Source organism: Bacillus sp. 03113 (assembly GCF_006546985.1).
Taxonomy (GTDB): Bacteria; Bacillota; Bacilli; order Bacillales; family Cytobacillaceae; genus VATK01.
Genome location: NZ_VATK01000022.1, coordinates 50,689 through 74,357, shown reverse-complemented (window position 1 = coordinate 74,357; position 23,669 = coordinate 50,689). Strand labels below are relative to the sequence as shown.

Here is a 23,669-nt window from a genome sequence, read left to right as displayed (position 1 = left end):
TTATTCTACCAAAAACAAATAAACTGTGAAGTAAAAGCCGTACGCACTTTTACTTACACAGTTTATATTACACTCCCAAAGTAAAAGAGATAACCGAAGGTTATCCCTTTGAAATCAGTTTCTTACTCTACTATGCTATATATTTATTCGTAAATTATCGACACTATGTTACTTAACATAAAACAATTTCCAGGAACCTATATAAATTATTTAAACATATTCTAGTTGTAAACCTACCCCAACTTCCTCTATATCAGCAACTCGAGAGAGAGCTATCTTAGAATGTAAATCCGTACAATGAGAAGCGTGTAGCTTATTAGGACCAAGTTCTTCTATGTATTTTAAGGTATTCTCTAGTTGAAAGTCTGATGGATCCAATAAATGAAATCCCCCTATAACATCTACTATTCTTTCTTCACTACATACCTCTTTTGCATACTCAATAATGTTACATATCCCCGAATGAGCACAACCTACCATAATAACTAACCCTTCTGATGATTTATAAACTAACGCAGTATCATCAAAAATAAAATCGTCAAATTCTTCTTTTTCAGTGTTAACTTTTCCAATAGATTCTTTGCCCTCAAAATTAAACTTTCTTTTAATTTCACCCAAAAACACTAATTTATCAGTCAGCCAAAATGGTAGCTTAGATAAGTTAATAGGGAAATGTTTGCTTAATTTATTGTAAGATAAGACACTCCCTATCTCGCTTACTGAATCAAGTAATTTGCTTTCAAAAACTAACGGATGACCAATGATTGTAGGGGTATGATGGGTTAAAGCCTCACTTTTGGCTTCCATATGTAGGCTAATTAAATGTGTAAGTCCCCAAGTATGATCGACATGTCCATGTGATAAGGCTACCCAATCTAAGCTCCTTAAATCAATTCTCATCTTCTCTGCATTTCTTATAAAAGCATCGGAATAGCCAGTATCAAATAAAATGCGTTTATCGTCTTCCTCAATAAAGAATGAAAGTGCTGGCTCTCCTAAGAAGTAACGATCAATCAACGTATTATTATCTACAAGTACTGATAATTTCATATAAATATCCACCTTTTTTGTGATTTCCATATATTATAACTAAATTAAGGAAATTATTGTTAACTAACAAAAGGGAATCTGTATTTAAGTTGCATAAGATATACCTATTTAGTTCACATAATGTGCTTTATCGGAAATAAAAAAATCCTGAAAAGTTCTATCATGAGAACTTTTCAGGATCCTCTACATAAAAATCTACATAACCGCAACTTGAACAAACATAAGGTACTAACTCACTATAATTGCTGTTATTATTCAATACTTTGCTAGGCGTTTTATTTATACCTACTGTTCCAGGCGATGATTGAATACGTGCTTTAGTTAAAGTTGAATCACATTTAGAACAATTTTTACTATACATATTTATCCTCCACTTAATTCCAATATGGGGTCCCGCCAACATTTTAACGAAAATATACGCTAAGCCTTCGGATGTACCCGGCTTAGCGTTTTTTTTACTCTAAGCCCAATAGTCTGGGCGGTATATCCAGGACCACCGGTCATTCAACTTCCTGTTGTTTCAGCGGTCGTAATGAATTGAGAGACGTATTCTGCTTGAAATTGAATTTGTATTCGCCTAAGAAATTGATGTGCTCCCATCCAAGGGGGGAAATGTGGTTTAGTAGTTCTTCCTGTAGCTTTCCTTGCTTTTTGCAGTGTTCTGTTGCTTGCTGGAGATAGACGGTATTCCAAACGCTAATTGCATTGATGATAATGTTCAATGCACTTGCCCGTTGGAGTTGGTCTTGTAGAGCACGTTCTCGCAGCTCGCCATGTTTGCCAAAGAAGATTGCTCTGGCCAACGCATTCATGGCTTCCCCTTTGTTCAACCCCCGATGGATTTTTCGCCGTAACGCCTCGCTCGAAAGGTAATCCAGGGGCTTCGACTGAGATAAAGGAAACACGATGAGCGACAGTGAATCGATGTTGACTTATCGTAGGGAGAAGACCTGAAGTTTGATAGTCGATAGGCGTTAAAGCTAGACAAATAAGAAAAGCACAAGCGCCTTTATTAGCCCTTAAAATCCGCACAAAAGAATGATAATTTACTATTTTTATTCATTTTCTGCAAGCTCCGAAAGATACGTCCATCGTTCAATCAGTGTTTCTAGCTTTTCATTTAAGGCAGCTTCTTCCTCCATTATGCTTTGTGCTTTTTCAAAATTACTACCAACCTCATTCAATTCCAATGCTAGAGTTTCTAATTGCTCTTCCGTACGAGCAATATGATCTTCAATTTCTTCCCATTCCCTTTTTTCCATATAAGTCATTTTTTTCTTTTTTTGTTTTTCAGATTTATTTGATTCTATTACTTCTTCTGATTTATTTACAATCTTCTCAGGTTTTTTCTCTAGATACTCCGAATAATTTCCATAAAAGCTCTCAATCATTCCATCCCCATTTAGCACAAGCAGCGTTTCTGCTACTTTATCTAAAAAATAGCGATCATGGGAAACGGTAATGACCACACCTGTAAAATCATCCAAGTAATCTTCTAATACAGTTAATGTTTGTGTATCAAGATCATTAGTCGGTTCATCTAACAGAAGTACATTTGGCTCCTCCATAAGCTTTTTCAACAAATAAAGTCGCCTTCTCTCACCGCCTGATAGCTTTCGAATCAATGTTCCATGTGTACTCATTGGAAACAAAAACCTCTCAAGAAGTTGAGCTGCTGATATGGTTTTTCCGTCAGATGTCTCAATCACTTGTGCTGTTTCTTTTAAGTATTCAATAATTCTTTTATTTTCATCCATATCTTCGCTTTCTTGACTATAATAGGCAAATTTAACAGTTTGACCTTTTATAAATTCACCCTCATCTAAGGCGATTTTTCCGGCTAATATATTTAATAGAGAGGATTTTCCAGTCCCGTTCTGCCCAATAATACCAATACGATCTCCAGGCTTCACAAGTAAATTAAAATGATTAAGAATGGTTTGATCTCCAAATTTTTTCGAAGCATTTTTCAGCTCAAAAACTTGCTTGCCAAGACGACTTCCTTTTAAAGCGATATCAAGGTTCTCGGATGATTTTGCATTACTAAGTTTATCGTTTAACTGATCAAACCGTTGTATTCTTGCTTTTTGCTTTGTCGAACGAGCTTTTGCTCCTCTTCGAATCCATTCTAGCTCCCTTCTAAATAAATTTTTCTGCTTATCGAGGGTAGCTGCTTCCGTTTCTTCACGAATAGCTTTTGCTTCAAGAAAATCTCCATAATTCCCCTTATAGCTATATAACTGGCCTCCATCTAACTCAAAAATACGATTTGTCACTCGATCTAAAAAGTATCTGTCATGTGTTACAAGAAGTAATGCTCCTCTATATCTTGTTAAATAATCCTCAAGCCATTTAACTGATTCGAAATCAAGATGGTTCGTCGGTTCATCAAGTATAAGTAAATCAGACTCGCTAATAAGTACTTGAGCAAGTGATACCCTTTTTTTCTGTCCTCCGGAAAGCTCACCCATTTTTTTCGTTCCATTTTCAATTCCGAGCTTGGTTAAAATTGATTTTGCCTGTGTATGTACATCCCAGCCATTTAAGGCGTCCATTCTTTTCTGTAGTTCAAAGAGCTTTTCTTGATTCGATGTATCATTAGAGTCTAATTCTAGTTGAACCAAAGCCTCCTCATACTGTCTTAATAATTGTAGTATGGGTGCATCGCCTTTAAACACTTGTTCAATCACCGTCGCGTCCCCATCCATATCAGGACTTTGTGCAGAGTAGGCAATCTGATAGTCCTTTGGAACCGTGATTTCTCCCTCATCTGCATCATCTATACCAGCAATAATTTTTAAAAGGGATGATTTTCCAGTTCCATTAATTCCTATTAGCCCTACTCTTTCTTTTTCTGCGATCGTAAAGGAGATTTGATCAAAGAGCCTTTTGTCTCCGTACGTTTTACTTACTTTATCAATTGAAATCATTTTCAAGATAGATCATTCCATTCTCTGTAAAATTCAGTTAGAAACAATTTCATAAAGTGATGCCGCTGTTCCGCAATTTGTCTCGCTGTGTCTGTATTTAAAAGATTTGTTATTTTTAAGAGCTTTTCATAAAAATGATGAATAGAGCTAGATTGACCATGCCGATACTCTTCAACTGTCATTGTTGGACGAACGGTTAGAGCAGGATCATAAATCGCCTGGCCTTTTTTTCCTCCATAGGCAAAAGCCCTTGCAATTCCTATTGCTCCTATTGCATCTATTCGATCAGCATCTTGGACAATCATCGCTTCGACAGACTTAAGTGGCGTATTATATCCGCCTTTATATGAAATTGAGAGGATAATATTTGTAACGAGTTGCTTAATAGAAGGTTCGATAGGAAGTGAGTGTAAAAATAAACTCAGTTTTAGTTCTCCTTCTTTTTTTGAATCAACTAGCTTTTCATCTGGGATGTCATGAAGGAGAGCGGCCATTTCAATTATAAAGGCATCGCCTTTTTTCTCCCTTTCATGAATGTAAAGAGCCATTTTTCTAACTCGGTCGATATGATACCAATCATGACCGGTAGAATCTCCAATTACATTTTTCTGTACAAATAGTTCTGTTATCTCAATGATTTCCTTCATCCTGATACAACCCCTTTTTTCCAACAGGTTGATTGTAACACGAAGCATATATGGGTTAAAGAATTAAAAAGGCTAACTCTTAAGCGATTGACATTTTCCAAAATATCAGATGTCCATCTGATTGTTTCAGAAAATCTTTTCTTTCAAAGGTTATGTCAACAGCTTTTATAAAGTCAGCCTTTTTATTTTTTAAGTAGTTATTAGTGACCTAAGTTTTTTCAAAGTTTCAAGCAAATAGTCGACCATCTCTATTAGATCATCCATTTGATCTTCGCTAATTAGACGGTCAAACATAATGACAATATGATTATGAATCATGGTCGAAGGAGCTAGAGGATTATAATGAATCGATTGTAAAATTTGACGATCCTCACCCCATATGCTCTTTAATACTTGGTCTACTTTTATAAATTCCTCATGTTCATTCTTTTGTGAAAGATAAATATGAATGGTTAAAGAGCATCCAGCATTTTGAATGGACTCTAACGATGGAAGGAGCTCCGCTGCCAAATTTTTCAATTTTGCATCTAGTACGAGTGAAAGAGAAAGATTTTGAACTTTATCTTGATCCCGCTGATCAGTCATAGCTATCTCATATCTTCTCTCCAGCTTAGCCATGTTTATGTAATCATTGCGGTCCGCAATGAATATTTCACCAGCTAAATCGTGATCATACAATGCCCCTTCAAGTACGACCTTCATATTTTCAAAAGCAGTTGGATCAAACATTTTATCACCTAACTATAACTATGATAGATGGAGCTCTTAAAACAATCCTAAAGCATGTCCATCCTCATCAACATCCATATTTAAAGCGGCTGGTGTTTTAGGCAAACCTGGCATCGTCATTACATCACCAGTTAAAGCTACGATAAACCCTGCGCCAATTGATGGCTTAAGCTCGCGGACAGTAATGGTGAAATCAGATGGCCGGCCAAGCTTCACTGGATCATCTGATAATGAATATTGAGTTTTAGCCATGCATATTGGCAAATGATCCCATCCATATTTTTCAAATTGTTTCATTTGCTTTTTCGCTTTTGTGGAAAACTCTACATTCCTTCCACCATACACTTTCTGAACAATCGTACGGATTTTTTCATCGATTGGGGTTGTAAGCTCATATAAATGCTTGAAAGTAGATTGCTTTTGTTTCATTAGTTCAACAACCTTTTCAGCTAACTGAATACCGCCATCTCCACCTTTTTCCCATACTTCTGTAAGTGCCACTGGGATATCGTGCTTCTTGCATAATTCCAGGAGAGCATCAACCTCTAATGCCGTATCCGTAATAAAGCGGTTTAGGGCGACAACAAAAGGCAATCCAAAGTTTTTAATGGTTTCTACATGCTTCTTTAAATTAGCAAACCCATTGGTTAGTGCCTCCACATTTTCTTTACCAAGCTCTGACTTAGCGATTCCACCATGCATTTTTAAAGCTCGAATCGTTGCAACGACAACAACTACTTCTGGTTGTATATCTTGATTTCTTGCTTTAATATTCAGAAATTTCTCAGCTCCCAAATCTGCACCGAACCCAGCTTCTGTCACAACATAATCCGCTAGCTTTGAAGCAGCTTTCGTTGCAATAACACTGTTGCAGCCGTGAGCAATATTAGCAAATGGACCTCCATGAATAAGTGCTGGAGTGTGTTCAATGGTTTGAACTAAATTTGGCTTTACAGCATCTTTGAGAAGCAGCGCTAAAGCTCCCTCTACCTGTAAATCTTTCACCGTAATTGGTTCATTATCTGTATTATAAGCAATGACCATTTGAGATAATCGAAATTTCAGATCTTGGAGATCTTTCGATAAACAAAGAACAGCCATAATTTCAGAAGCAACCGTAATATCAAAGCTATCTTCTCTTGGAATCCCTTGAAGCGGTCCTCCCAGCCCGATGACAACCTTTCTTAAAGCGCGATCATTTAAATCTAAAGCTCTTTTCCAAACAATTCTTCTTTGATCTATATGTAACTCATTTCCCTGCTGGATATGATTATCAATCAATGCTGCAAGGGCATTATTAGCTGAAGTGATTGCATGGATATCTCCTGTAAAATGGAGGTTAATATCTTCCATTGGAAGAACCTGTGCATATCCGCCACCTGTAGCTCCACCTTTGATTCCCATCGTAGGTCCTAAAGAAGGTTCACGCATCGCAATCATTACGCGATGACCCATTTTATTTAGAGCATCTCCTAAGCCTACTGTTACGGTCGATTTCCCTTCACCTGCTGGTGTTGGATTAATAGCGGTAACAAGAATAATTTTCCCACTTTTTTTTGTTTCAAGCTGCTTTAACGTATTAAAGGAAAGCTTAGCTTTATATTTTCCAAATAACTCAAGGTTTTCCTCGTTTAATCCTATTCCCTCTGCAATCGCAGTAATCGGCTTCATCTCTGCTTGCTTGGCAATTTCAATATCTGATTTAACATCTTGCTTAACCTTCAAAAACAACCCCTCCAACATGAACTTCACATAGATGTGAATAATCTATATTGTAACACCGATAAGATCAATAAATTAGTAAAACTTTATAACAAATTAAATGATTGATCAAGTTAACAATCATCCTTATAATATATGTAGCATAAAAATTAATAGGAGATGATCCTTTGCCTATAAAAATCCCAAAACTTCTTCCAGCAAGAGAAATACTTGAAAATGAAAATATATTCATTATGGATGAAGAACGGGCAAATCAACAAGATATTCGCCCGTTAAATATATTAATATTAAATCTAATGCCTGAAAAACAAAAAGCTGAAGCACAGCTGCTTCGTTTACTTGGCAATACCCCATTACAAGTAAATGTAACCTTTTTACGAACAGTAACCTATGAATCCAAAAACACGAGCCATTTGCACCTTGAACAATTTTACTCAAGCTTTAAAGAAATAAAAAATAAGAAATTTGATGGTATGATCATAACGGGCGCCCCAGTAGAGCACCTACCTTTTGAAGAAGTAAACTATTGGGAAGAACTAACTGAAATTATGGAGTGGACAAAAGAAGCTGTTACATCTACCCTGCATATTTGTTGGGGAGCGCAAGCTGCTTTATATCACCATTTTGGCATTGGAAAATATAAATTGGAAGGGAAATGTGCAGGTATATTTTCTCATTTTGTCAATGATCGTACTGAAAAATTATTAAGAGGATTCGACGATAGTTATTTTGCTCCTCATTCAAGACATACAAATATTTCGATAGAAGAAGTAGAACATCACCCAGATATTAAACTGCTTTCTACTTCAGAAGAAGCAGGTCCATTTATTATGTCTGCCAATCAAGGAAGACAAATTATGATTACGGGACATTTTGAATACGACTCACAAACATTAGCGGATGAATATTATCGGGATATGAAACGTGGGCTTGATCCAGGTTTACCAGAAAACTATTTTCCTAATGATGATCCAAACAAGAAACCGCTGAATAATTGGAGATCTCATGCTCATTTGCTATTCTCTAATTGGTTAAATTATTATGTGTATCAAGCAACTCCATTCCAATGGGACTGAAAGAAAGTAAAGTGAGATTAAAAGGAAGGCTTCCTTTTTAATCTCACATCTTTTTTGTTTACACCCCTAATTATTGGGTAATAATTTGACTAAAACCAATATGAGAGGGTCGGAGAAATGGAACAAATAGTTGCAGTATACAGAAACCATTTTGGTGAGATTATCAGCTTTCAAACTTCAGAAGGCCGGGTGATATCATATCAGAAAGCATTACAAGAGGTAGAAAAAGGACAAATTTCGGGGGTTGCTCTTTTAGAAGAAAACGATGTAATCACTTTACATCCTTTATCAAAAAACGACTTTGATGATTATCCCACCATTTATTAGAGCATAAGTGTTATACCCTGGCAGGAATAAAGGCATATATTCACCATAAAATAGATAAATAAAAAAGAAGACCCTCAAGTTGAGTCTTCTTTTTTATTGTTTAGACTATGAACATTTATGTAATAATTGAATTAAGATTCTTCGTTTTTTCGCTGAATGTCATTCAGCTGCTCTACTCGATTCGCATCTTCTTCAAAAAATTGGACTAAATCACCAATGCGATCAATTGAGTCCCAGCTAAGATGATGTTCAATTCCTTCAACATCTATATAGATATTTTCTTCTTTCACACCAATTATTCGAAGCAGCTGCTCTAGCAGCTCATGTCGATAAACTAATCGTTTACCAATTTTCTTTCCTCTAGATGTTAAAATTAATCCTCTGTATTTTTCATATACAAGATACCCATCTTTATCTAACTTTTGCACCATTTTGGTTACAGAGGAGGGATGAACGGATAGCGCTTCAGCAATATCTGAAACACGTGCATATCCTTTTTCTTCAATTAATTTATAAATTTGTTCAATATAGTCCTCCATGCTCGGTGTTGGCATCCCGTAACCCCCCATTAAAATCAATAGCCATATCAAATTTTACTATAGATGGAATAGAGACTCAAGAAAATGTGCAAATATCCAAATATCGTTCATAATCCCATATGTGAGTGCACCAATTATTTTAATATTTATCCCGCAAAAAAAAGCAAGCATCCATATGAGGAAACAAATGATGCTTGCTTTGTATCGATTTTAAATATAAGTAGAGCTCTTTGCTCCCATAGAAGCTAAAAATTGTTTAAATGCCTTTTGTCCTTGGTGATCTCTTTTAAATACTCCAGCATGCTCGAGAATTTTCGAGAAGACCAACCCAATTTCGCGAAGAAGAGTTTTTTCAATATTATTAGGATTTAAATCAGGGTATTTGCTTTTGATATGAACAGCCCAATGTAAATGTTTCACAATGTCTTTATTTTGTTTAATTTCTTCCTCATATTGATCCTTAAGCAGGCATTTAGAAAGTTGAAAAAGCTCATCCTTTAATCTTCCTGGTAATATGGCTAATCCCATAACTTCAATCAAACCAATATTCTCTTTTTTAATATGATGCACTTCATCATGTGGATGAAAGATCCCAAGAGGGTGCTCTTCACTTGTTCGATTGTTGCGAAGGACAAGGTCTAACTCAAACAAATTCCCTCTTTTTCTAGCAATAGGGGTAATGGTATTATGCGGTGTTTGCTCCGTATAAGCATAAACACCCACCTGTTCATCACTATATTCCTTCCAACTTTGTAAAATGAAATCAGCTGCATTTGAAAGCTCATTTCTATTTTCGCCTTGAAGGCGGATAACTGACATTGGCCATTTGACAATCCCTGCTTTTACACCAGGAAACTTAGGAAAAGAATAAACAACCTCAATATTAGCCTTAGCCATAGGAAACTCATGATTGCCGCCTTGAAAGTGATCATGAGCTAAGATAGATCCACCTACAATAGGTAAATCTGCATTTGAGCCTAAAAAATAATGCGGAAACTTCCCTACAAACTCTAGCAGTCGATCAAATGTTTTTTTTGAAATTTTCATTGGCTGATGCTCGCCCAAAAATACAATAGCATGTTCTTCATAATAAACGTATGGCGAAAATTGCAAAAACCAGTCTTCATTTGTTAATTGCAACGGGATCACCCGCAGGTTTTGCCTTGCAGGATGATTTAATCTCCCAGCATACCCTACATTTTCTTTACAAAGCAAGCATTTTGGATATGCACTCTTTTTTACTGTTTTCGCAGCGGCAATTTCTTTCGGATCCTTTTCAGACTTTGATAAATTAATGGTAATTTCTAAATCACCAAATTCTGTCGATTCAAACCAATGTTCGTTTTTAGCAATACGATCTTTTCTAATATAATGAACATTTTGCGACATATGATAAAAATTCTGTGTTGCTTCCCTTGGGCTCAATCTTTCATATTCATCATAAAACTGACGAGCGATTTCAGAAGGCTTTGATACAAAGCACCCCATTATTTTCGTATCTAAAAGATCACGACTAGTAACCGTATTTTCCTTAAGTCTTCCTGTCTCCCATGCCCAATTTAATATTCCCTCTAATATTTCTGCTGGGGAATCTAACTCCTCATCTGTCACATCAGCATCTTGCCATTCATCTAATTCTAAAATTTCTAATATGGCATTTCTCGTAAAATCAACATCCATTGAACTGATTAATTGTTTCTTTGTACCATATTGTAATAATCGTTCAATTAATACATAAATATTTGTTTCCAAAGGGATTCTTCCTTTCAAAAACATTTTTCATTTTTTAAAAAAGCGCTTACTTCATTTGTAAAAAAGAATCATGACTCTAAAAGTATTTTTTGCTTTTAGAGTCATGAGGTTATTTTACCATAAGGGATAGGTACTAGAGCCTAGACATCCGTCGGACTTTTATAAAAGTATCCGGCTTAATTATGAATTAACTTTTTTATTGCTTTCTTCATAGCCATTTGGATGCTGTAAAAACCATTTCCAAGCACTTTCGATCATTTCTTCGATTGAAGTATAACGAGGCTTCCAGCCAAGCTCTTTTATTGCTTTTTCAGAGGATGCCACAAGCTTTGCTGGGTCACCTGCTCTACGAGGAGCAATTTCTGCTGGGATTTCTTTCCCGGTAACCTTTCTAGCAGCGTCAATCATCTCTTTAACTGTAAACCCATTTCCATTTCCTAGATTATATGTTCCACTCGTGTTCTCTTTTCGAAGTTTTTCAAGAGCTAAAATATGAGCATCAGCAAGATCCGTTACATGTATGTAATCACGAATACAAGTTCCATCGTGTGTATCGTAATCATCACCAAATACCATTAATTTATCTCTTTTCCCTAATGCGACCTGTAAAATAATCGGGATAAGATGTGTCTCAGGATCATGATCTTCTCCAAGCTTTCCTTTCATATGAGCTCCAGCAACATTAAAATAACGGAGAACTACGTATTTTAATCCATACGCATTTTCTGACCACTTTAATGCCTTTTCAATGGCAAGCTTTGTTTCCCCATATGGATTTGTTGGAATGGTAGGCTCTGTTTCTAAAATAGGAATATTTTTTGGCTCTCCGTATGTTGCTGCTGTAGAAGAAAAAACGATTTTTTTTACATTATGATTCTTCATCGCCTGTAATAGACAAATAGCCCCATACACATTGTTATCATAATATTTCAATGGATCTTCGACACTTTCTCCCACTAAAGAATCTGCGGAAAAATGCATGACAGCTTCAATGTTATTTTCAGTAAAAACCTTTTCAAGAAAATCCTTATCTCTTAAATCACCGACTACTAGTCTTGCACCATCTAAAACCGCATGAACATGACCTTTTTGAAGATTATCTAAAACAATGACATCTTCTCCTTTATCAAGCAATTCTGAAACCGTATGACTTCCTATATATCCAGCTCCACCACAAACTAAAATAGACATTTTATTTCCTCCCTGATAAAATCTTCTCTGTTATTTCTTTTGCACCATCACCGATTTCTACCACGTAAAAATCAGCAGTTAATCCTGTTTGATCCTGATATTTTTGACCAACATTGCGTATAAACTGATCAATTTTATCATTCTCTACAATACTTACTGTACATCCTCCAAAGCCTGCACCTGTCATGCGAGAGCCAATGACTCCTTCTTCTGCCCAAGCAGCTTCTACTAAAGTATCTAATTCAATCCCAGTTACTTCATAGTAATCTCGTAAAGATTGATGTGATTCATTCATTAATTGCCCGAAACCTTTTAGATCACCCTCCTTTAACTTTTCGACAGCTCGAATGGTCCTTTCATTTTCATAAATCACATGCTGTGCTCTCTTTTGATTGACTTCATTTTGAATTAAATGCTTCTGCTCTAAAAATTGATTGATTGTTACATCACATAAGGACTCAACCGCTAATGAATTTTGCAATTGTTTTAGTGCTTCTTCACATTCGCTGCGACGCTCATTATACTTTGATGAAGCCAATTCACGTTTTTTATTCGTATTACTTATCACTAAAGATGCATTTAAAAGTTGAATTGGACTGTATGTGTATTCAAGCGTATCACACTTCAATAAGATAGCGCGATCCTTTTTCCCCATGCCAATGGAAAATTGATCCATAATCCCACAATTCACACCAATAAATTCATTTTCTGTTAGTTGGGATAATTTCACTAAATCTATCATTTCTACATCTAATTGAAATAACCCTTTTAACATCACAGCTGTTGCTAGTTCAATTGAAGCAGAAGAAGATAATCCTGCACCATTCGGAATATTCCCATAAAATAGTACATCAAATCCTTGATCAATTACATAACCATGATCGATTAAGGCTTTAACAATCCCTTTAGGAAAATTAGCCCAATCATGTCCTTCTTCAAATACAAGATCATTCAAATTAAACTCGATCATCCCTTGCTGTTGGAAGTTCTCTGAAAATAATTTAATTTTTTGATCTTCTCTTTTTCGAGCAACGGCATACGTACCTATGCTAAGGGAACAAGGGAAAACATGCCCTCCATTATAATCTGTGTGTTCTCCAATTAAATTAATGCGGCCGGGTGCAAAAAAAACACGAAGGTTCTGATCAGTGTTATACAAATCTATGAATTTTTCGACAAGTACTTGTTTCATTGATATCAACCCTTCTTTTTTAATATGAAGATAATGGAAAATATAAAGACTTTGAATAATGCAAGAACATTTTTTGAAACATTTGCATTATTTTTTTGTTCTTGCTCCACAGCTTTCTCTCACTATTAACTTAGTAGGTACAAGTACCTTTAAGGGGATTTCCCTTCCTTTAATTCTGTCAAGAAGCAGCTTTACACTGACTCTTCCCATTTGTTCAGTTTCTACTTTTATTGTTGTTAAGGGCGGGCTTGAAAATTGAGACATTTCAATGCCGTTAAAGCTCACAATAGAAACATCGTTTGGAATGGACAAATTTGCTTCATGCAATGCACGAATTGCTCCAATAGCCATGGAATCACTTGCTACAAAAAATGCTTCTGGAAGATTCTTTTGTTCAATCACTTGTTTCATTATTTGATAGCCATGAGCCATTGTAAACTCATCAATAAACATATAATTTGGATTAAACAGCCCTTCTTTTTTTAATCGTTTTTCAAAAGTGATTTGACGCTTATCTTCAATTACTGGTCTACTTTCAAAAGACCGTTCTCTTTCTTTCCCACCAATAAAGCCAATTCTTTGGTAACCTAGGCTTAACAAATGATCTAAAGCGACATTCGTTGCTTTTTCGTAATCAATTAAAACCGAATCATACTGATCATCCTTAGATTGATAGTTAACAAACACTACATGATCCAAGTGATCAAAGACGGTGCTTAGCATTTTTAAACTAATGCCTCCAACTACAATTAAGCCATCTAAATCCGTTAGCATTTTCTCCGTATAAAAGCCTGTTAATCGAATAACCTTAGTCGAATAAATCCCTTGATCCTTACATTCGTTCTCAATTCCTTGACGAATAGATAAGAAATAAGGATCCTCCAACTCTTCTTCTTGCGAGCGCGATAAAATAATTCCTATTTTGGCAGCATCTGGGGCTTTTATTGGTTCCTTTCGCTTTCTTACCGGTTGATAACCTAATGATTTAGAAGCTTCTAAAATTCGCTGCCGAGTTTCTAGAGCTACTGATAAGGTTTTATCCCCGTTTAATACTCGTGAAACTGTAGCACTAGAAACGTTAGCTAGCTGCGCTATTTCTTTAATAGTAGCCATTTACCTTATCACCTACCATTCTTTCATTTTACTAAACTTTTACTAACTTTATAAGTGAATTTTACCAAATAAAGAAAGCGGTTTCAACTATTATATAAAAAAATAAAAAGAGAATGATACAAATATTCCCTAAAGGCTTATTTATATCATCCTCTTTCTAAGTATAGTCCTTTTACTAATTAATCTTAGTATTGCATGTCGTTATTTATTTTCAGTTTCATTTTTCCGGGCATCATTCACTAGCTGTTCAAAAGACTTGACTTCACCATGCGGATTTTGCGATTGTTTTCGATTTTTCCATTGACGTTCTTGTTGGCTTTTAGATTGTGTCATCTTAGAATTTACCCCTTTGTATGATGTTCAGATTAACCTTTATGGAAATATAGTTAACTTTTTATCACTGCATCCCATTCCACTCGCCTTGATTTTTGAATGCTTTTTCTTTTTTTGCTTTATTTTTATGAGCTTCATTCGCGTTGGCGCTGCCAAATTCCTTAGAGAATTCTGAATCAATCATACTTGAATCAAACCCTTGCTTATTCTTTTGAGCAGCATCCTTTTTCTTTGTCCTTTTTGCCATTCTTATCCCTCCTTTTCTTTTTAGTATGAGAATTGAAAAAGGATCTATACGTCCTTTAACTAAGGTGGGATTTTTTATTTGGACTAAAAAGAAATGGGTATTAAATGCGGAAATCCACAAATACTTCCAATAAAGACTTTCAGGATTAGTGAACTATTTTTCAGGAAAACTGTTAAAAAGGAGTATATTTCAATGCATTGGTATGAAAAATTAAATCAATACTTCCCCGTGGAAGAAATGAAATCAAAAGAGCATATGGAAACATTACTTATAGAGCGTTCAGATATATATCATAAAGATGACGGCCCTAATCATGTTTTAATGTATGTTGAACTAGACAGCTTTGTATTTATTGATTATCTCTTTGTTTCAAAAAATGCTCGCGGCCAGGGATTAGGTCATAAACTTATTGAAAAAATGAAACGAAAAGGAAAACCAATTCTACTTGAGGTAGAGCCAGTTAACTATGAAGACAGTGATACCGAGAAAAGGCTGCATTTTTATAAGCGTGAAGGGTTTGAGCATGCTATGTCAATTGGGTATCGAAGAAGATCCTTAGCCACAAAAGAGGTTAATAAGCTGGAGATTCTTTATTGGGCACCAAATAAAGAGTCGGAAGAAATGATTTATGAGGCGATGAAAAAAACATATGATATGATTCACACATATAAGGACCAACATTTTTATGGAAAATCATATGAGCCGGTTGAAAAGGTTTTGACTTTTAATAATGAAAATGAAAATTTATTAGACAATCTGTGACAGGATATATAACCCTTACTGAAAAAAGAAACTCCAGCATTGCGAGAATTAAATCCGCAGTCTGGAGTCGGCTTTATTTTAACAGAGAGGGATGTGTTATTCTGGATCGAATACCCCAGCTGTCTCTTGTGATGACATTTGTTTTTGAGCTTTGGCAACATGGTTACGTTCATGGTTGAATTCGTTGACTTCACTAAATTTATTAATTTCTTCTTGTGTCTGTGCCTTTTTAGTAGTGACATCCGACTTATTCATATCTAACCCTCCTGCCTATAACTTTTTGAATATACCTGCAAAAAGTCTTGTACCACTCTGACCTGTTAAAGCAGCTTTGATTGACTATCATATCTCTTCAGGCTACTAGTAGTATGTCATGGGGTAGAAATTATTATGCGTAAAGTCAAAAAGGGGTGAAACGGTGCAACTTTATTTAAATCTGCAATTAATGAAAGGAACTTAAAAATTTTCATTTTTATCATACTATTTTTCAAACTCCATCTTCCAGCTAAAATATTCATTATCAGGGTTTTTCTCATAGCGTAAGTTCGCATCAAACTTTGTCCCTTTTTTACTCGTTAACCCCTTTACCGGTGCTACGCCATTTTTCAATAACGCCTTTACCATTGTTTTAGTAGGCTTTTTCTTCATCGTCGCTAAAAATTTATCGTTTTTCCAAACAACAAACTTACATCCGTTTTTCCAGTTGCTGCAGCCGAAGCCTTTTTGTCCTTCAATAACAGCATTTCCACATTGAGGACATTTTCCCAACACTTCATTGGTCTTTCTTTTCATCGTTACTTCATGAATGGTTATCTCTTTTTCAACCTTTATTCTCTCCACTGATTTTGCGGTAAAATCAAAGATAAACTCTAAAAACTCTTGTTTACTATAGTTTCTTTTTTCAATATCAAATAATGATTTTTCAAGGCGGCCAGTAAATTCTAAATTGAATAAATCTGTTATAGGAAATGTTTCCACTAACTTAATACCTAGGTCTGTACACAACAGATTTTTATTTTGCATCAATATATAACCTACATCTTTCAATTTTTTGATTGTTTCAGCTCGTGTAGCAGGGGTGCCAATACTAAAACCACTTAGAATCGCATTCAATCCTTCCTCACTGTTTCCATCGCTGTCATAATTTTTTCCACATGTTTCCATAACTCGAAGCAATGTTTTTTCTGTATGATGCTGAGGAGGCTTCGTCACATGAGAGGTTATTTCATGTTTTACTATGTGTACACCCTCATTCACTTGAACAAGTGGTAAAATGGTATCTTTCGATTGGATACTCTCTACCTTTTTCCACCCTTCCACAAGTTGTACTTTTCCTTTGGATATAAATATTCCCTTAATATCTATGCCACTTATTTTTGTTTCAAGTCTTGTTTCTTCATACTCTGCAATTGGCATAAATTGCATAATGAATCGATTTTTTATAGCCATATATACTTTCTCTTCATCAGGAGTCAGTTTCTTTGGCTTTAAATATGTAGGAATAATCGCACTATGACTTTCTATCTTGGAGTTATCGAATATCCTTTTTGACTTAACAAATTTAATTTCATCTTTATACGGCAGATCATCCGTTAGTTTTTCTAATACCTTTGCCGTTTTACCGACGAGACTTTCTTCTAGGGCTACACTCGCCGTACGAGGATATGTGATAAATTTTTTCTCATATAGTGATTGAGCAACCTTTAATACTTTATCGGAAGTCCATCCCTTATATTTATTGGTAATATATCCTTGTAAATTGGATAGGTTAAATAAATAAGGAGGATATTCTTTTTTCTTTTGTACTTGCTTATCACTTACAATCGCATCTTTATTGAATAAGGCCTGTTGGATCTCTTCTAACGATTCTTTCGTTTTAAACTTTTCTTCTTTCCCTTCAAAATAAGTCCCATCATATAGCTGTTCATCTTTCGTTTTAAAGGTTGCTTGGAGCTTGTAATAATTTTCTGGAACAAAGTTTTCAATCTCTCTATCCCGATCATAAATAATTTTTAACGTTGGGAGTAAGACTCTGCCAACATTTAATGCCTTACCTTTTCCTTTTTGATATTTTAAGGTAGCCACAGATGTTAAGTTTATTCCGATCACCCAATCTGCCCATTGACGGCTGACTCCTGCATCCTGTAAAGGCTTTAGCTCTGAATTTAACTTTATGTTTTCTAATCCTTTTAACACCTCAACTGGAGTCCATTCGTTTAATAATAATCGGTAAACATTTTTATCGTTTTTGAGGTTATAGATGATACTGTCTCCTATAATTTGCCCTTCACGATCATAGTCACAAGCCGAAATAATCGCCTCAATGTCCCTTCTTCTCATTAAGCTTTGGATAATTTTCAGCTGTTTTTGAGCACCTTTATCTGGCTTGTCCTTATTCCTTGGGTCACCTTTTACCTTGTATTTAAAAACAGGAGGAATAAAAGGAAAGTTCTCCATTTTCCAAGTAGACATTTTGTCATCGTAATCCTTTGCATCGTAGAGTTGAAGCAAATGACCAAACGCCCAAGTTACTATATAGCCATTTCCTTCAAAATAACCGTCCTGCTTATTTTTTATTTTTAGTGCATCTGCGATATTTTTTGATACAGATGGTTTTTCTGCTAGTATTAATCGGACTCCCATTTTTGAGTCTATCTCCTTTATTCCATAATATTATTGATTTAAGTCTTGTTCATTTTTTACACTGTGTTAAATAATTCTGTTGATTTTTGACTCATTTTTCATGAAATGCAGAGAAAAAGATCGATTGCCTCCTGCGTTTCATGAAAACCACTATTATCAACCATATTCTTTAACAAAGCCTTCTTATAAAAAGTCTAACATATAGTTGTACTAATGAAGCAAGGTTGTTGAAAAAGGAATTTTTACAATAGTCATAGAAACCTAATAAGAAATTAGAAATATTTTTGGATGAAAACTTAATATAAATTGGATTAAAATGGGGTGAGGGAAACAAATGGACTTAATGAAAGCATCTTTGAGCTTTGGGAAATTCAATTGTTTAAATGAATGTAAATTAACAATTAAAGCTGAAACTTTAAAAAATGTTGATGAAGCAACACTCCATCCCGTAAAAAGATCATTTGTAAATTGTAGTGATTTTCAAGGAGATAACATATGCACAATCATCGCCACCAGGCTTCGGGCAGCCGGTTGTGTTTTCGCTGAAGATGAGACCAGATTGCTCATCTCCGCGGCAAGGACGCCGGCCATCCTTGACGATATGGTAAATCGGCGAGCAGCCGGTTTGCCTATCGAACACGTCATCGGCTGGGCGGAGTTCTGCGGTCTCCGGATAGCGGTAGACCCGGGAGTCTTCGTACCCCGCCGCCGCACCGAATTTCTCGTCCACAAGGCAACTCACATGACACGTCCAGGAGCCGTCGTGGTTGACCTGTGCTGTGGCTCGGGCGCTGTGGGCGCCGTAGTGGCCGCTTCCATAAAAGGGATCGAGTTGTACGCCACAGATATTGATCCCGCCGCGGTGAAGTGTGCTCGTCGCAACGTCAATGCCGCCGGTGGTCACGTATACGAAGGTGACCTCTTCGAGCCGCTACCCGCAACACTGCAAGGCCGTGTCGACGTTCTGGTAGCCAACGCACCCTATGTACCTACCGGAGCGATCGGGCGGCTACCTCCGGAGGCCCGCATTCATGAAGCACGAGTGGCACTCGATGGGGGTGTGGACGGACTTGATGTCCAGAGACGAGTGGCGACCGCGGCACCACTCTGGCTGGCACCGGGCGGTCACCTGCTTGTCGAAACAAGTAAGCGGCAGGCCCCACATACCGTTGAAATCTTTGCTTGCAATGGTCTTATACCGCAGGTGGCCTGTTCCGACGAGCTAGACGCCACCGTCGTTATTGGAACAAGACCCGCCCTCCCAAGTGGGTCGAACGTCTGCCCTGTCCACAAATAAAAGTAATACCTGCTAGACCGGGTGCTAATACAAAAACTCGACCCTATAAATCCAAAAATTCGCGTGTTTTCAATTCCTTTTATATTAATTGTCCTTTTATAAATTCATCAACATTTAACGAATTTATCCAGAACCGAATAAATGATATTCGTTCCTTATTCTATCAACATCAGTCGTATTAATACTATTAGCCGATTCAAGCTGCTAAGGATTCAGTTTAAAGGGCTATCTCTTTTATTAAACGATATTTCCCTTTCTCGACTTTTTATTTTAAAAAGGTTTATATAAATATAGTTATTCACTTTCCTAAACAAAGGATAAAAAAAACTTTTTCACCATTAGATTTTTTTGAACCTTATTATCCATATAAAATAATTAACTTCATTGAATTAATTACCTTACATTTAAAATTCTTTAAAGAAAATTGCTTAATTTTATTTTTTTAACATACAAACTTATAGTTATATAAATGTGTATAAGCATAAAAAATGAATTACCATATGAAATCATATAAAACCAAAGAAGAAAAGGAGCAATTACTTAACAAAACTGGATTTCATACCGTAAAATTTTATGAGCATTCAGATAAAAAATATAAAGTAAAGTCACTTCCACCTTATGAAGGCTAATGGGGACTTTAAAATGGTTATGTTAAAGGGCTATTGTTGATATTGAATAAAAATTTGGAAACTTCCAAACCAAAGAAGTTTCCATTCCTTATTCAATAAATCTTTATTTTCAACTTATTTGCTAGTTTCATTACTATTAACTGAGGAATTAAGTTTAAAAAACTAACTAATATTAATAATTGAAATGGTGTTAGTGTTTAAAATATCCTTCCCAACGTTCATTACCTGTCATCTTACTAATGAAACAAATTGAAATAATTACAGATGCTATATTCCCTATGATAAGAGCAAATGTGCTGTTAAAGAATTCACCTAAGAAAGCTAGAATTGATGTTAGTATTATCATCATTAAATATCCAATCATTGAACCGTTTTCGAAGTCTTTGTACATAGAGAAATATACAAATGGAAAACAGTATAAACAAATTAAATTATTAGAATATTAAATCCAATTTTATTCACCATTTCACCCTACTATTTGTCATTTAAAAATTATAATGATATTTTAAAATCCCAAGACAATGATAAGTTGCGTTTATTGAGAACAAGTAACTTTTTACAAACATCTTTCTCAATTGTCTCACTGTCACTTTGATTTTTGACAGAATCTAAGAAATAATCCAACCCAAATTATGATCAAGATATTTTGTTAGCACACCCTTTAATTATTGTTGTACCACCCTTTCAGATTCAGAAATAAATTCACTTACTATTAACTCTATTTAAATTATGTATTCTCTTTAACTATAAATACAACTTTCGTGATTTTCTTTTCTAAGTCTATTGCTCTCGTTTACATTTCATAACTTTTCTAATTGAACTCTTATTTTATAAAGACAATCAGAATCGGCAGCACAATAAAGGAAGCCAGTGTGGTCCAAAGAACGGATTTCGATACAAATTTTGAGGATGCATTGAATCGTTCTGCTAATATAGCAGCATTTACTGCAACTGGCATACATGCCAAAATAAAGAGAACAGAATATAATATCCCTTCTATATTTAAAACAAATAAACAAAATAATGCGACGAGTGGTGATAAAAATAATCTTATAAATAGACCAGCCCAAAAAGCCGACTTCACATTCTGCTCTAATATTTGCTTTTTTACATTCATCATTTGTGCTCCTAAAATAGTTAATACAATTGGAGAATACGCTTCTGCGATCATTGAAACCCCTTTTACGATCCCTAAAGGTAAGGGAATATGTAAAAAGCGAATTAGAATAGCAAACAATGCGGCATAAATGGCCGGGAGTGAAAAGACGGATTTAATCGCATTTTTTACAGAGAATTGAGAACGAGCTGCAAAATAGACACCTAATGTATTTACAATAATCATTTGGATCACTACATAAACAGATGCTTTATCCAAACCAAGATGTCCTAAAACAAGTAAAATAAGCGGCAGTCCATAGTTCACACTGTTTGTAAAAAGCGAAACTAACGTAAGACCTGCATTTTCAGAAGAAGGCAATTTAAGTATTTTCCCAATAATATTTGCAGTAGCCCATAATAACAATAGATTAAGAATAGAGAATGCAAGTGTCAAATATATATCATCAAAAGAAACTTTAGCTGTTCGCAATGTATTAAATATAATAGCTGGAGTTAAAAAGTATAAATATAAAGTCAACAAAGGTTTTATTTCTAGCTTCTTAAATCGAGCAAGCAGTGCCCCAGCAATAACTGGAATGGAAAGAGGCACCATTGCGTGAAATAGAATAGAGAAAACGGTTTGCATCACATGTAACATTCCTTTCTAAAAACTTATTCTTTTCTATAGCATAACGGATTTTCAATACTTTTTGTTCAAAATAATTAATTGAGGGGGCTAAGAATGAACACAAAAATGGCCCGGATAAAATCCGGGCTCAATAGTTATGAGTATAGAATAATAGCTAGATAATTATTAATTAAAATGATAAATACTCCAAATATCAGGTGATTCGGAACCAATATGCCAAGCAGCAGCTCCACCTAAATGATTCTGTTTTACGATATTAAGTCGTAGCTCTAATGACTTCTTGTCTTCAATCCAGATTTGATGTTTTTCTTCATTCGCAGTGAATTCAACATAATATTGAGATGCTTTTTCATCCCATACTTTTTGTAATCCATTTGCATTAATGATTTGGTTAACTTCCGCCATTGTACGGTCAATGCTTTTTACTTTATTAGTAGTTAAATTGGTAACCCATTCTCTTGTAAAAAATGGGACACCAAGAATGATTTTATGAGATGGTACATCATTCATCAACAGTTGAATTCCTTCTTCAACCCAAGGCAAGGTAGCTACTGAACCCGGTTGGGTTCCTCCTGCCCAATATTCATCATAACCCATCATAATAATGTAATCAGCTACCTTTCCGAGTTCCCTGCGGTCTAAACTCCCTGACCAGAAAGGATCGTTGTTCGTACGGGTAACAAATACAGAAACTAAGATTCCAGAGGGTTTAAGCGCAGCTTTCAGCTCACCTATGAAAATGACAAAATCTTGTTTGTTTTTTATAACTATGTTTTCAAAATCTACATTTATTCCATCACTATCGCTTTGGATTAAGGAATCACGTAGTGTCGTAACAAGCTTTTGGCGCTTTTGAGGATTGCTTATGATTGAATCAGTTAAAACAGGATCAAATCTATTCCCTAGTAAAGGCCAAACTTGTTTACCTGATGCATGCGCAGCCTGAACGTATTTACTATCGGTTGAAACAGTGACTACATTTTCTGAACTACTTAACGAGAACCAACGTGGTGATACAACATTTAGGTTTTTTTTATTTTGCAATTGTTGGATGTAGCTTTCTGTCGTTCCATTATAATTCCATCCCATCACGATACGGTTTTTCGTTGTCGCTTGAACAGGAGACTTTTTAATCCATCCTTTTTTGCCTCCAAGCAATTGAACCTGGTAATAATAATCAGGAATATTCATTTTTTGTCCAATATAAAGTTTAGTAGTTCTTAAATTGTTTACTTTTGTTAACTCATTTATCGTTACTCCGAATTTTTGAGAGACTTTCCATAACGTATCTCCTGAACCACTGTATAACTTATATATTTCTGTGGGATTTTTAATTTTTGCCCAATGGTAAGATTCGTCTTTGTTAATTTATTTACTTTTTGAAGTTCACTTACGGTTGTTCCATATTGATTTGCAATAATCCATAACGTATTGCCTGCTATAACAGTGTGAGTGATCGAACTTGCGGAATCCCCTACGACTGAAGTGATGATTGGATATTCCCCACCTTTTTTGAGTAAAGTTACAATCTGTGAACTTAGACTTGGTAAACTGTAAACATTAACATTATCTATTTTAACAGTGCCAATTGTTAGTGAATTGGTTATTGCCTCTCCCTTACTGGGAATAATGCTTAAAAATAGTAAAATAATAAAAAAGATAAATTGCTTTCTCATTTTTCCACTTTTCCCCTATATGTATAAAATTCATACTCGTTAATATTACTATCATTAAATACTAGTT

Annotated in this window: 23 protein-coding genes and 1 pseudogene; 5 read left to right on the top strand and 19 right to left on the bottom strand. The window is 35.4% G+C overall.

The window, feature by feature from the left end:
* Window positions 1–210 precede the first annotated feature (210 nt).
* The 7 genes and pseudogenes from FDO66_RS18180 to FDO66_RS18150 form a co-directional block, all read right to left on the bottom strand.
* The gene (locus tag FDO66_RS18180; RefSeq protein ID WP_141434080.1) at window positions 211–1,050 is read right to left on the bottom strand and encodes an MBL fold metallo-hydrolase; all 840 of its coding nucleotides are present in this window, start codon (window positions 1,048–1,050) and stop codon (window positions 211–213) included.
* A gap of 160 nt (window positions 1,051–1,210) precedes the next feature.
* Window positions 1,211–1,411, bottom strand: a complete 201-nt coding sequence (locus FDO66_RS18175; protein ID WP_141434079.1) for a hypothetical protein — start codon at window positions 1,409–1,411, stop codon at window positions 1,211–1,213.
* Window positions 1,412–1,550: 139 nt separating this feature from the next.
* Window positions 1,551–1,928 (bottom strand): annotated as a pseudogene (locus tag FDO66_RS18170) (Tn3 family transposase); the annotation flags it as partial.
* A gap of 177 nt (window positions 1,929–2,105) precedes the next feature.
* Complete coding sequence (locus FDO66_RS18165; RefSeq protein WP_141434078.1) at window positions 2,106–3,986, bottom strand: ABC-F family ATP-binding cassette domain-containing protein; 1,881 nt, start codon at window positions 3,984–3,986, stop codon at window positions 2,106–2,108.
* Window positions 3,983–4,627 (bottom strand): HD domain-containing protein, encoded by a 645-nt coding sequence (locus FDO66_RS18160; RefSeq protein WP_141434077.1) that lies wholly within the window; start codon window positions 4,625–4,627, stop codon window positions 3,983–3,985. Before FDO66_RS18160 ends, FDO66_RS18165 begins: the two co-directional genes overlap by 4 nt.
* Window positions 4,628–4,816: 189 nt before the next feature.
* On the bottom strand, window positions 4,817–5,356 hold the full coding sequence (locus tag FDO66_RS18155; protein WP_141434076.1) for a hypothetical protein: 540 nt from the start codon (window positions 5,354–5,356) through the stop codon (window positions 4,817–4,819).
* A gap of 36 nt (window positions 5,357–5,392) precedes the next feature.
* Window positions 5,393–7,081: a formate--tetrahydrofolate ligase gene (locus FDO66_RS18150; protein ID WP_141434075.1), complete on the bottom strand. Its 1,689-nt coding sequence runs from the start codon at window positions 7,079–7,081 to the stop codon at window positions 5,393–5,395.
* Window positions 7,082–7,245: 164 nt separating this feature from the next.
* On the opposite strand from FDO66_RS18150, the gene metA reads away from it, so the two are divergent.
* Window positions 7,246–8,154 (top strand): homoserine O-acetyltransferase MetA, encoded by a 909-nt coding sequence (gene metA / locus FDO66_RS18145; protein WP_141434074.1) that lies wholly within the window; start codon window positions 7,246–7,248, stop codon window positions 8,152–8,154.
* A 117-nt stretch (window positions 8,155–8,271) separates the two neighbouring features.
* Window positions 8,272–8,481, top strand: coding sequence for a DUF3892 domain-containing protein (locus FDO66_RS18140; protein WP_141434073.1), 210 nt, complete (start codon window positions 8,272–8,274; stop codon window positions 8,479–8,481).
* A gap of 131 nt (window positions 8,482–8,612) precedes the next feature.
* On the opposite strand, the gene mntR is transcribed toward FDO66_RS18140, so the two are convergent.
* The 7 genes from mntR to FDO66_RS18110 form a co-directional block, all read right to left on the bottom strand.
* Window positions 8,613–9,035 carry a transcriptional regulator MntR gene (gene mntR / locus FDO66_RS18135; RefSeq protein ID WP_141434072.1) on the bottom strand — a complete coding sequence of 141 codons (423 nt, stop codon included), beginning with the start codon at window positions 9,033–9,035 and terminating at the stop codon, window positions 8,613–8,615.
* 195 nt (window positions 9,036–9,230) lie between these two features.
* Entirely contained in the window at window positions 9,231–10,772 is a 1,542-nt protein-coding gene (gene galT / locus FDO66_RS18130) for a UDP-glucose--hexose-1-phosphate uridylyltransferase (RefSeq protein ID WP_141434071.1), read from the bottom strand.
* A gap of 180 nt (window positions 10,773–10,952) precedes the next feature.
* Window positions 10,953–11,963 carry a UDP-glucose 4-epimerase GalE gene (gene galE, locus FDO66_RS18125; RefSeq protein ID WP_141434070.1) on the bottom strand — a complete coding sequence of 337 codons (1,011 nt, stop codon included), beginning with the start codon at window positions 11,961–11,963 and terminating at the stop codon, window positions 10,953–10,955.
* Between the two features lies 1 nt (window position 11,964).
* Window positions 11,965–13,155, bottom strand: coding sequence for a galactokinase (locus FDO66_RS18120; RefSeq protein ID WP_141434069.1), 1,191 nt, complete (start codon window positions 13,153–13,155; stop codon window positions 11,965–11,967).
* An 87-nt stretch (window positions 13,156–13,242) separates the two neighbouring features.
* On the bottom strand, window positions 13,243–14,268 hold the full coding sequence (locus FDO66_RS18115) for a LacI family DNA-binding transcriptional regulator (RefSeq protein ID WP_141434068.1): 1,026 nt from the start codon (window positions 14,266–14,268) through the stop codon (window positions 13,243–13,245).
* Between the two features lie 201 nt (window positions 14,269–14,469).
* Window positions 14,470–14,601: a DUF6254 family protein gene (locus tag FDO66_RS21125; protein ID WP_220095185.1), complete on the bottom strand. Its 132-nt coding sequence runs from the start codon at window positions 14,599–14,601 to the stop codon at window positions 14,470–14,472.
* A 64-nt stretch (window positions 14,602–14,665) separates the two neighbouring features.
* The gene (locus FDO66_RS18110) at window positions 14,666–14,848 is read right to left on the bottom strand and encodes a hypothetical protein (RefSeq protein ID WP_141434067.1); all 183 of its coding nucleotides are present in this window, start codon (window positions 14,846–14,848) and stop codon (window positions 14,666–14,668) included.
* A gap of 192 nt (window positions 14,849–15,040) precedes the next feature.
* Between FDO66_RS18110 and FDO66_RS18105 the strand changes: the two genes are divergently transcribed.
* Window positions 15,041–15,610: a GNAT family N-acetyltransferase gene (locus FDO66_RS18105; RefSeq protein WP_141434066.1), complete on the top strand. Its 570-nt coding sequence runs from the start codon at window positions 15,041–15,043 to the stop codon at window positions 15,608–15,610.
* Window positions 15,611–15,706: 96 nt separating this feature from the next.
* Here the strand turns inward: FDO66_RS18105 and FDO66_RS20990 are convergent, their stop codons facing one another.
* Both FDO66_RS20990 and FDO66_RS18100 read right to left on the bottom strand, forming a co-directional pair.
* Window positions 15,707–15,865, bottom strand: a complete 159-nt coding sequence (locus tag FDO66_RS20990) for a hypothetical protein (RefSeq protein ID WP_181444648.1) — start codon at window positions 15,863–15,865, stop codon at window positions 15,707–15,709.
* A 225-nt stretch (window positions 15,866–16,090) separates the two neighbouring features.
* On the bottom strand, window positions 16,091–18,253 hold the full coding sequence (locus FDO66_RS18100) for a type IA DNA topoisomerase (RefSeq protein WP_141434065.1): 2,163 nt from the start codon (window positions 18,251–18,253) through the stop codon (window positions 16,091–16,093).
* 334 nt (window positions 18,254–18,587) lie between these two features.
* Between FDO66_RS18100 and FDO66_RS18095 the strand changes: the two genes are divergently transcribed.
* Both FDO66_RS18095 and FDO66_RS20985 read left to right on the top strand, forming a co-directional pair.
* Window positions 18,588–19,550 carry a putative protein N(5)-glutamine methyltransferase gene (locus FDO66_RS18095; protein ID WP_141434064.1) on the top strand — a complete coding sequence of 321 codons (963 nt, stop codon included), beginning with the start codon at window positions 18,588–18,590 and terminating at the stop codon, window positions 19,548–19,550.
* 907 nt (window positions 19,551–20,457) lie between these two features.
* Window positions 20,458–20,625, top strand: coding sequence for a hypothetical protein (locus tag FDO66_RS20985; RefSeq protein WP_181444647.1), 168 nt, complete (start codon window positions 20,458–20,460; stop codon window positions 20,623–20,625).
* Window positions 20,626–21,002: 377 nt separating this feature from the next.
* Here FDO66_RS20985 and FDO66_RS18085 read toward each other — a convergent pair whose 3' ends face one another.
* From FDO66_RS18085 to FDO66_RS21350, 3 genes are all read right to left on the bottom strand, one after another.
* Window positions 21,003–21,926 (bottom strand): AEC family transporter, encoded by a 924-nt coding sequence (locus FDO66_RS18085; RefSeq protein WP_141434063.1) that lies wholly within the window; start codon window positions 21,924–21,926, stop codon window positions 21,003–21,005.
* A 165-nt stretch (window positions 21,927–22,091) separates the two neighbouring features.
* Window positions 22,092–23,117: a glycosyl hydrolase family 18 protein gene (locus FDO66_RS18080; RefSeq protein WP_258535783.1), complete on the bottom strand. Its 1,026-nt coding sequence runs from the start codon at window positions 23,115–23,117 to the stop codon at window positions 22,092–22,094.
* Between the two features lie 62 nt (window positions 23,118–23,179).
* Window positions 23,180–23,602 carry a LysM peptidoglycan-binding domain-containing protein gene (locus FDO66_RS21350; protein WP_258535782.1) on the bottom strand — a complete coding sequence of 141 codons (423 nt, stop codon included), beginning with the start codon at window positions 23,600–23,602 and terminating at the stop codon, window positions 23,180–23,182.
* Window positions 23,603–23,669: the final 67 nt, after the last annotated feature.

What these genes read in the sequence shown, in the direction of transcription:
- FDO66_RS18140 (WP_141434073.1), top strand. Translation starts at nt 8,272, where the DNA reads ATGGAACAAATAGTTGCAGTATACAGAAACCATTTTGGTGAGATTATC.
- FDO66_RS18180 (WP_141434080.1), bottom strand. Translation starts at nt 1,050, where the DNA reads ATGAAATTATCAGTACTTGTAGATAATAATACGTTGATTGATCGTTAC.
- galE (WP_141434070.1), bottom strand. Translation starts at nt 11,963, where the DNA reads ATGTCTATTTTAGTTTGTGGTGGAGCTGGATATATAGGAAGTCATACG.
- FDO66_RS20985 (WP_181444647.1), top strand. Translation starts at nt 20,458, where the DNA reads ATGATAAGAGCAAATGTGCTGTTAAAGAATTCACCTAAGAAAGCTAGA.
- FDO66_RS18160 (WP_141434077.1), bottom strand. Translation starts at nt 4,627, where the DNA reads ATGAAGGAAATCATTGAGATAACAGAACTATTTGTACAGAAAAATGTA.
- FDO66_RS18120 (WP_141434069.1), bottom strand. Translation starts at nt 13,155, where the DNA reads ATGAAACAAGTACTTGTCGAAAAATTCATAGATTTGTATAACACTGAT.
- FDO66_RS18115 (WP_141434068.1), bottom strand. Translation starts at nt 14,268, where the DNA reads ATGGCTACTATTAAAGAAATAGCGCAGCTAGCTAACGTTTCTAGTGCT.
- FDO66_RS21350 (WP_258535782.1), bottom strand. Translation starts at nt 23,602, where the DNA reads ATGAGAAAGCAATTTATCTTTTTTATTATTTTACTATTTTTAAGCATT.
- FDO66_RS18080 (WP_258535783.1), bottom strand. Translation starts at nt 23,117, where the DNA reads ATGAATATTCCTGATTATTATTACCAGGTTCAATTGCTTGGAGGCAAA.
- mntR (WP_141434072.1), bottom strand. Translation starts at nt 9,035, where the DNA reads ATGCCAACACCGAGCATGGAGGACTATATTGAACAAATTTATAAATTA.
- FDO66_RS21125 (WP_220095185.1), bottom strand. Translation starts at nt 14,601, where the DNA reads ATGACACAATCTAAAAGCCAACAAGAACGTCAATGGAAAAATCGAAAA.
- FDO66_RS18175 (WP_141434079.1), bottom strand. Translation starts at nt 1,411, where the DNA reads ATGTATAGTAAAAATTGTTCTAAATGTGATTCAACTTTAACTAAAGCA.
- FDO66_RS18100 (WP_141434065.1), bottom strand. Translation starts at nt 18,253, where the DNA reads ATGGGAGTCCGATTAATACTAGCAGAAAAACCATCTGTATCAAAAAAT.
- FDO66_RS18110 (WP_141434067.1), bottom strand. Translation starts at nt 14,848, where the DNA reads ATGGCAAAAAGGACAAAGAAAAAGGATGCTGCTCAAAAGAATAAGCAA.
- FDO66_RS18155 (WP_141434076.1), bottom strand. Translation starts at nt 5,356, where the DNA reads ATGTTTGATCCAACTGCTTTTGAAAATATGAAGGTCGTACTTGAAGGG.
- FDO66_RS18105 (WP_141434066.1), top strand. Translation starts at nt 15,041, where the DNA reads ATGCATTGGTATGAAAAATTAAATCAATACTTCCCCGTGGAAGAAATG.
- FDO66_RS20990 (WP_181444648.1), bottom strand. Translation starts at nt 15,865, where the DNA reads ATGAATAAGTCGGATGTCACTACTAAAAAGGCACAGACACAAGAAGAA.
- FDO66_RS18095 (WP_141434064.1), top strand. Translation starts at nt 18,588, where the DNA reads ATGGACTTAATGAAAGCATCTTTGAGCTTTGGGAAATTCAATTGTTTA.